This is a genomic window from Pseudomonas sp. PF05, assembly GCF_056521845.1.
Window position 1 is genome coordinate 1 of sequence record NZ_JBWLPW010000039.1, and the last position, 8,503, is coordinate 8,503.

Here is an 8,503-nt window from a genome sequence, read left to right on the forward strand (position 1 = left end):
ACGAATGCCCAGTTCCAATAGGCGATGAGCGACCTGGTTGGCGCGCGTATTCAATTGCGAGTAGCTCAACTCTGCCTCGCCAGAGACAACCGCGACGGCACCCGGACAGGCCGCGACCCGTGTTTCGAACAAGCCGTGCAAGGTCAGGCCCTGCGGGTAATCGACCGCCGTGGCATTGAACGTTTCCAACAGATGCCGGCGCTCGTTGTCAGCCAGCAGCGGAATCTGCGCCACGAGGGTCTGCTCATCAGCCACCATGGCCCGCAGCACGCCCTCCAGGTAACCGAGGTAGCGCTCCGCCGTGGCAGGGTCGAACAGCGCCGTGGCGTATTCCAGCGAACCGAACAAGCGCCCATCGATCAGGGCCATGTCCAGCAACACGTCGAATTTCGCGGTGCGGCTGGTTACGCCCAACCCTTGCAGCGACATATCGCCCAGTTCCAACCCCGTGGCTTCGCTGTTCTGCCAGGACAGCATGGCCTGGAACACCGGGCTATGGGACAGGCTGCGCAATGGCCGGACCACTTCCACCACTTGTTCGAACGGCAGGTCCTGGTGCGCCTGGGCGTCCAGGGTCCGAGCCCTCACGTGTTGCAACAAGGCTTGCACCGTCAGTCCGTCCGCCACATCGACGCGCAGCGCCAGCGTGTTGACGAACAGACCGATCAGGCCTTCGACTTCCGCTTGCATGCGGTTCGCCACCGGCGTACCGATGACCACGTCGTGCTGGCCGGACAGGCGACTGAGCATCGTGGCCCAGGCGGCCATGACCGTCATGAACAAGGTAGCGCCATGGCGCTGGCTCAACGCCTGGAGGCCTTGGGTCAGGGTTTCGTCGAGGACGATCCCCACCACCGCGCCGGCGTGATCTTGCTGCGCAGGCCGTGGCCGATCGGTTGGCAACGTCAACAAGGCTGGTGCGTCGGCCAGGGTCTGCTGCCAGAAGCGTTCCTGTTCGGCCAAGACCTCCCCGGTGAGCCAGCGCCGTTGCCAAAGGGCATAGTCCGCGTACTGAATCGGCAACGCCGGCAATGGATCGTCCTGGCCCTGACGGAACGCTTCGTACAGCACGCCCAATTCATGGGTCAGAAGATCGGCGGACCAGCCATCGGAGACGATATGGTGCAGGGTCACCAACAGCACGTGATCATCCTCCGCCATCCGCACCAGTCGGCCACGTACCAGCGGGCCATGGGCCAGGTCGAAGGCCTGGCGAGCCTCCTCCTCGGCCAGGACCAGCAGCTCGGTTTCGGCGTCCGCGCGCCCTGCCAAGGCCTGCAACTGCAACGCGAAACCGACGTCGGCCGGGGCAATGCGCTGTTCTACTTCCCGCCCCTGCGCCTGCACAAAAGTGGTACGCAGGGCCTCGTGACGGGCGACGATACGATCCAGTGCGCGGGTGAGCGCCGACGTATCCAGCGCGCCTCGCAGGCGCAGGCCAGTGGGGATGTGATACGCCGCACTGGTCCCGTCCAGTTGCGCCAGGAACCAAAGGCGCTGCTGGGCGAAGGACAACGGCAACGCCTGTTCGCGGGACACCGGCACGATACCGGGTCGGGTACTGTGTGCCGCCTGGGAGAGCACTTGGGCCAGCGCATTCAATTGCGGTTGGGCAAAGACATCCCTCAGGTTCAGTTCCATGCCCAATTGCTCGCGTACCTGGGCGATCAAGCGCATCACCAGCAAGGAATGCCCCCCCAATTCGAAGAAATGGTCGTGGCGGCCCACCGACTCGACTTTGAGCAGGGTCTGCCAGATCTGCGCCAGGACGATTTCCGTGTTGCCCTGAGGCGCTTCATGGGTGCGGCTGGCGTACGCCTCGGCATCGGGCGCCGGCAGCGCCTGGCGGTCGAGCTTGCGGTTCGGCGTCAGCGGCAATGCGGCGAGGCTGACAAACGCGCCGGGCAGCATGTATTCGGCCAATTGCGTCGACAACTGCGCACGCAAGGTCGCCGCGTCCAGGCGCGTCCCGGCCTGCGGCACCACATAGGCCACCAGGCGTTTGTCGCCCGGGGTGTCTTCGCGCACGATCACCGCCGCTTCCTTGACCCCGGCACAGTCGCCCAGCCGGGCCTCGATCTCGCCCAGTTCGATACGGAACCCACGGACCTTGACTTGGAAGTCGTTGCGGCCCAGGTATTCGAGGCGTCCGTCCGGACGATAACGGGCCAAGTCACCGGTCTTGTACAGGCGCGCATCGGGCTGGTCGCTGAACGGATCGGCCAGGAAGCGTTCGGCGCTGATGGCGTCAAGGTTCAGGTAACCGCGCGCCACACCGTCACCACCGATGAAGATTTCCCCCATGACCCCGAACGGCACAGGCTGGCGGTGCGCATCAAGCAGGTAGATCCGGGTGTTGGCCATCGGCCTGCCAATGCAGGCGTTGCCGAGGATGCCATCGACCGCGTCATGCTCCATGTAGGCGGCCGTGCAGGACACCGTGGCCTCGGTCGGGCCATAGGTGTTGACCAACCGCGTATGGGCGGGACGAACCGCGTCCCATATCTGCAATTTCTGCGTCGACAAGGCATCACCGGTGACGTTGATCAGCCGCACGTCGCGCAAATGGTCCCGAGCCTGGGCCGGTGTGTTGTGCCATTCGGCCACGAGGGTATGCCAATGGGCCGCTGTCAGATGCAGGAACGTCGGGCGGATATCGCCATTTTGTTGCAACTCGGCACTGCCAAACAGCTGCCGGGTCGGCGCCAGGGTGGCACCGGCCAGCAGCGCCGGGAAGATCTCTTCCACCGACAGGTCGAAGTTCAGGGTGTTCTGTTGCAGCACCGTGTCCGCCGGCGTCAGGCCGAACAAACGAACCGCATCGACGCAGTAGTTGACCAGGCCCCGGTGTTCGACCATCACCCCTTTGGGGTTGCCGGTGGAGCCCGAGGTGTAGATGACGTAGGCCAGGTGGCGCGCGCCCAGGGAGGCAACGAGCGGATTATCGTCACGACCGGCGGCGATGCCGCAACGCACGCGTTCGGCGCGGTCGAGCAGCACCACCGGCACCGTCAACGCCGGCAGACGACCTAGCAGTTCATCTTGGCTCAACAGTGCCACCGGGGCACTGTCGGCGAGCATGTAGGCCAAGCGTTCGGCTGGAAACGCCGGGTCGAGCGGCACGTAACCGGCACCGGCCTTGAGGATGGCCAACAGGCCAATGAGCATTTCGGCTCCGCGTTCAACACAGATCGCCACCCGGTCATCCGGGCGGATGCCCAGGCCGATCAGGTGATGAGCCATCTGGTTGGCCTGGTGGTTCAGTTCGGCGTAACTCAGTCGCTCATCACCGCACAAGACGGCGATGGCGTCCGGTCGAGCCTCGACCTGGGCTTCGAACAACTGATGGATGGTCTGCTCACGCGGGTTCGCGACCTGGGTAGCGTTAAGACAGGTCAGCAAATGCTCACGTTCGACATCGTCCAGCAGCGCAATCCGTTCGACCTGGACCTGGTCGTTGGCGACCATGGCCCGCAGCAGGCGCTCGAAGTAGCCGAGGTAACGCTGCACCGTTCGTTCGTCGAACAACGCCGTGGCGTATTCAAGGGCACCAAACATCTGCCCCTGGATCTCGCCCAGCTCCAGGGACACGTCGAATTTGGCGACGTTGCTTGCCGCCCCCAGGCCTTCGAGTTTCAAGTCCCCCAACACCAGGTCGGTGTTGTCATGGGTCTGCCAGGACAGCATGGCCTGGAACAGCGGACTGTGGGCCAGGCTGCGCACCGGCTTGAGCACTTCCACTACTTGTTCGAATGGCAGGTCCTGATGCGCCTGGGCGCCCAGGGCCTGGACCTTGACCCGGGCCAACAGGGTTGCCACGGTTGGCGCCCCCGAGAGATCGATGCGCACGGCCAAGGTGTTGACGAAGAAACCGATCAGCCCTTCGACTTCCGAGCGCGTGCGGTTGGCCACCGGCGAGCCGATCACCACATCATCCTGGCCCGAAAGCCGGCTCAACAACGCGCCCCAGGCCGTCATCACGGTCATGTACAGCGTGACGCCATGGCGCTGGCTAAGGGCCTTGAGGTTCGCGGTCAGGTCGGCGTCGAAGACCACCGGCAATGTCGCCCCGGCATAGTCCTGTTGCGCAGGCCGCGCACGGTCGGTGGGCAGCATCAGCAACGCAGGCGCATCGGCCAGGGTTTGTCGCCAGTAATTGCTTTGGGTCTGCAGCACCTCGCCGCTCAACCAGCGACGTTGCCAAACCGCGTAGTCGCCGTACTGCACCGTCAGGGTCGGCAATGGATCATCCAGGTCATGACGGAACGCCTCATAAAGCGCCGCCAGTTCCTTGATCAACACGCCGATGGACCAGCCGTCCGACACGATGTGATGCATGGTTACCAGCAACACATGGTCCTCGCTGGCGAGGCGGATCAGGCGGCCGCGAATCAATGGGCCATGTTCCAGGCTGAAGGTGTCGGTGGCTTCCTCTGCTGCCAGCGCGTGCAGTTGGTCCTCGGCGTCGGCCTGGCCGGAGAAGTCATGTTGCAGCAGCGCGAAGCCGATCTCGGCGGGCATGATGCGCTGCCGAGGCTCTTCACCCTTGACCTGCACAAAGGTGGTCCGCAGGGCCTCGTGACGAGCAACGATGCGATCCAGCGCCCGCTGCAAGGCGCAGCGATCCAGCACCCCGCGCAGGCGCAGCCCGGCGGGCATGTGGTAGGCCGTGCTGGCCCCTTCCATCTGCGCCAGGAACCACAGGCGCTGCTGGGCGAACGACAGGGGCAGGTCGTCCTCTCGCGAAACCCGGACGATCTCCGGCAATGTGCTGCGCCCGGCCCGGGCCACTGCCTGCGCCAACCCCATCAGTTGAGGTTGGGCGAACAATTCGGTCAGGCCCAGCTCCACACCCAGGCGCAGACGCACCTGGGAAATCAATTGGATCGCCAGCAACGAATGCCCGCCCAGTTCGAAGAACTGATCATGGCGACCGACCTGTTGCAAGCCCAGCAAGTCTTGCCAGATCTGCGCCAGGGTGGTTTCGACCTCGCCTTGCGGGGCTTCGTAGCCACGGGAGATGACGGCATCCAGATCCGGTGCCGGCAGGGCCTTGCGGTCGAGCTTGCCGTTCGGTGTCAGGGGCAAGGCATCCAGACGCATGTAGGCGGTGGGCACCATATAGGCCGGCAGTTGCGCTTGCAGATGCGTACGCAGGGTTTCGATGTCTATAGGTGAATGCTGGGTGAAGTAGGCCACCAGACGTTTGTCGCCCGGCACATCCTCACGGGCCAGGACCACGGTTTCGTTCAAGGCGTCGTGTTGCGCGAGCTTGGCTTCGATCTCGCCCAGTTCGATGCGGAAACCACGGATCTTCACCTGGTCGTCGTTGCGGCCCAGGTATTCGATGTTGCCGTCCGACAGGTAGCGACCCAGGTCGCCGGTGCGATACATGCGGGCATTCGGAGTCGTGCTGAACGGGTCTTTCAGGAAGCGTTCAACCGTCAGGTCATCACGATTGAGATAACCGCGAGCGACCCCAGCGCCACCGATGTAAATTTCGCCCGGAACGCCCAGTGGCACCGGTTGTTTGTACTCATCCAACAGATAGAACTGGGTATTCGCCACCGGTTTACCAATGTGCGCGGCAAACCCATCCTCACGGGCCATCGACACCCAACTCGAATACGTCGTGGTTTCCGAAGGGCCATAGAGGTTGCACAGGCGCTTGACCTGAGTCTGTTCGAACAACGCTTCCACCAAGCTGCGCTTCAAGGCTTCACCGGCGACGTTCACCGTATCGACGCCCTCGCCCAACCCGCCCGATTCCAACAACGCCTTGAGGGCCGACGGTACGGTGTTGATCAAGGTGATGTCGTGCTCGCCCTGTTGCAGTTCCAGCACATTAGTGACCACGTCGATGCTGCCGCCGGAGGTCAACGGCGCGAAGCACTCGTAGACGGCCAAGTCGAAGTTCAGCGAAGTCGAGAACAGGGTTTTCGACAATGTGGCGTCATCGAAGGAGCGATGGGCCCAGGTCAGGAAGTTCACCGTGTTGCGGTGCTCGATCATCACGCCTTTAGGCTGGCCGGTCGAACCCGAGGTGTAGATCACGTAAGCCAGGTGCGACGAGACCAGGCCTGGAACCTGCGGATTGGGCGCCGCCTCGTCCTGCCAGACGCCCTTGTCGAGGTCGATCACTGGCACCGACGTCTCGCCCGACAGATGGCGGGTGCTGCCTTGAACCAGGATCGCCGCCGGGGCACTGTCTTGCAGCATGTAGGCAATCCGATCCAACGGATACGCCGGGTCCAGTGGCACATAACCGCCGCCGGCCTTGAGGATCGCCAGCAAGCCAACAACCATGTCGATGCCGCGCTCGACACAGATCGCCACCCGCGAATCGGGCTGCACGCCCTGCTTGCGCAGGTAATGGGCCAAGCGATTGGCGAGGCCGTTGAGCTCGCGATAATTGAGCTGTTGTCGGCCGTGACGCACCGCCACGGCATCCGGCGTGCGCTGCACCTGATCCTCGAACAACCCGTGGATGGTCTGCTCCCGCGGGTATTCGGCCTGGGTGGCATTGAAGTCCACCAGTAACCGCTCGCGCTCCGCCGCCGGCACGATCGACAGTTCCCGCAACGCCAGGTCTGGCGTGTGCTCCAACGCCGCCACCAGGCTGTCCAGCGCCGAGTGCATATACCCGCAGACACGCTGGGCCCCCACCTCGCTCACGACCTGGGCCGTAAGCCGGAAACCTTCGCCCAGATCGTCCACGTTAAGGCACAACGGATAGTTGGTGCGCTCTTCCATGCTCAGGGTCTGGATCCCGTGCCATGCCGAGATGGCCGTGTCGGACACCGCTTCAGCGGCACTGTGTCGATAGTTCAACAACGTGCTGAACAACGGCAGCGAGGCCGGTACGCCGCTGCAACGCTGCGCCAGGGACAGCGACGCGTGCTCGTGTCCGAGCAAGGCCGACAACCGGCCATGGGTCGCCCTGACACCGGCGCGGGCGCCTTGGGCGCCGACATTGACGCGCAATGGCAGCGTGTTGATGAACATGCCCAGGGCCCGATCGGCCCCGTCGCCGCCCTGCATCCGCCCCATCAGCACGGTGCCGAACACAACCTCTTCACGGCCCGAGACCCGCCCGACCACATGCCCCCAGGCCAGGTGGACCAGGCTTGCCGCGCTCACGCCGAGTTGACGGGCCTGGGTCCGCAGGCGCCGGGCCAGCGCGGCGTCTACGTCCTGATGCGCTTCTTCGATGCCGCTGCCGTCGCCCTGCACATCCTGTAGACCGAACGGCAGCGTCGGCTCATCGATATCGCCAAGCATCTCGCGGAAAAACCCTTCGTGCTGCTCACGACTGACCCCAAGGCGCGCCTGGGCCACATGGTTGCGATACGGCACGGCAGGTGACAGCAAGTGCGCCTGGTCCAAGAGACTGGCTTGCATCTCATGCACCACGACTTCAAGCGCCGTGTGGTCCAACGCCATGTGATGGAACAGCAGCATGCCAACCCAGCGCTGATTCGCCACGTCCTGGGCATAGGCCAGGCGCATCAACGGAGCCTGGGCGATGTCGAGGCGGTAATGCCGCGGATCGAATCGTCCGTGCAGCTGCTGCACCACATCGCCCCCCGCCGAGTCCACCTCGACCTCTTCCAGGCCCAGGGTCGCGTGGCGCCATACCACTTGCACCGGTGCCGCCAGGCCTTGCCAGACCATGCTGGTGCGCAGGATATCGTTACGCGACACCACGCTCTGCAAGGCGTAGGCAAAGGCTTGCAGCCGTTCGCGGTTGTCAAAGCCGAACAGCACCTGCAATACGTAGGGATCGCCCTGCTCCGCGGCGAGGTGGTGGTAGAGAATCCCTTCCTGCAACGGCGCCAGGGCATAGATGTCCTGCACATTCGCCACGCCACCCGGCACGGTGGCCACTATCCGGTCGATGGCGTCCTGGTCCAGATCGGCCAAGGGCAACATGTCCGGGGTGATTCGCGTGCAGCCGTCCGGGATCGCATTGCTCGGCACCACGACTTCCGTGTGCCCACCCACCGCGGCCGCCAGGGCCGCCAGCGTCGGCTGGCCGAACAGCACCCGCACATCGGCGGCCAGGTCGACCTGGCGCATGCGCTCGATCAGCTTCACCGCCAGCAGCGAATGGCCACCCAACTCGAAGAAGTTATCATGACGGCCGACCTGCTCGAGCTTGAGCAAGTCCTGCCAGATGCGGGCGATGGCCGTCTCGACCTCGCCTTGCGGGGCTTCGTATCCACGGCTGATCACGGCCGACTGATCCGGCGCCGGCAAGGCCTTGCGATCGAGTTTGCCGTTAGTGGTCAACGGGAACGCTTCAAGGATCACGAAGGCGCTGGGAACCATGTGCTCCGCCAGCGACCGCAACAACTGTGTACGCAGGTCGATCGCTGACGGTTGCGCACCTTGCGCAGCGATCACATAGGCCACCAGGCGCTTGTCGCCCGGTTCGTCCTCACGGGCGATGACCACGGCCTCGCGGATACCCTCGCAGGCCGTCAGCGTCGCTTCGATCTCA

At 64.1% G+C, this 8,503-nt stretch carries 1 protein-coding gene; it reads right to left on the reverse strand.

From position 1 onward, the window contains the following. On the reverse strand, positions 1–8,503 hold an 8,503-nt coding region (locus AC09SL_RS29280; protein ID WP_479571976.1), incomplete at both ends, for an amino acid adenylation domain-containing protein.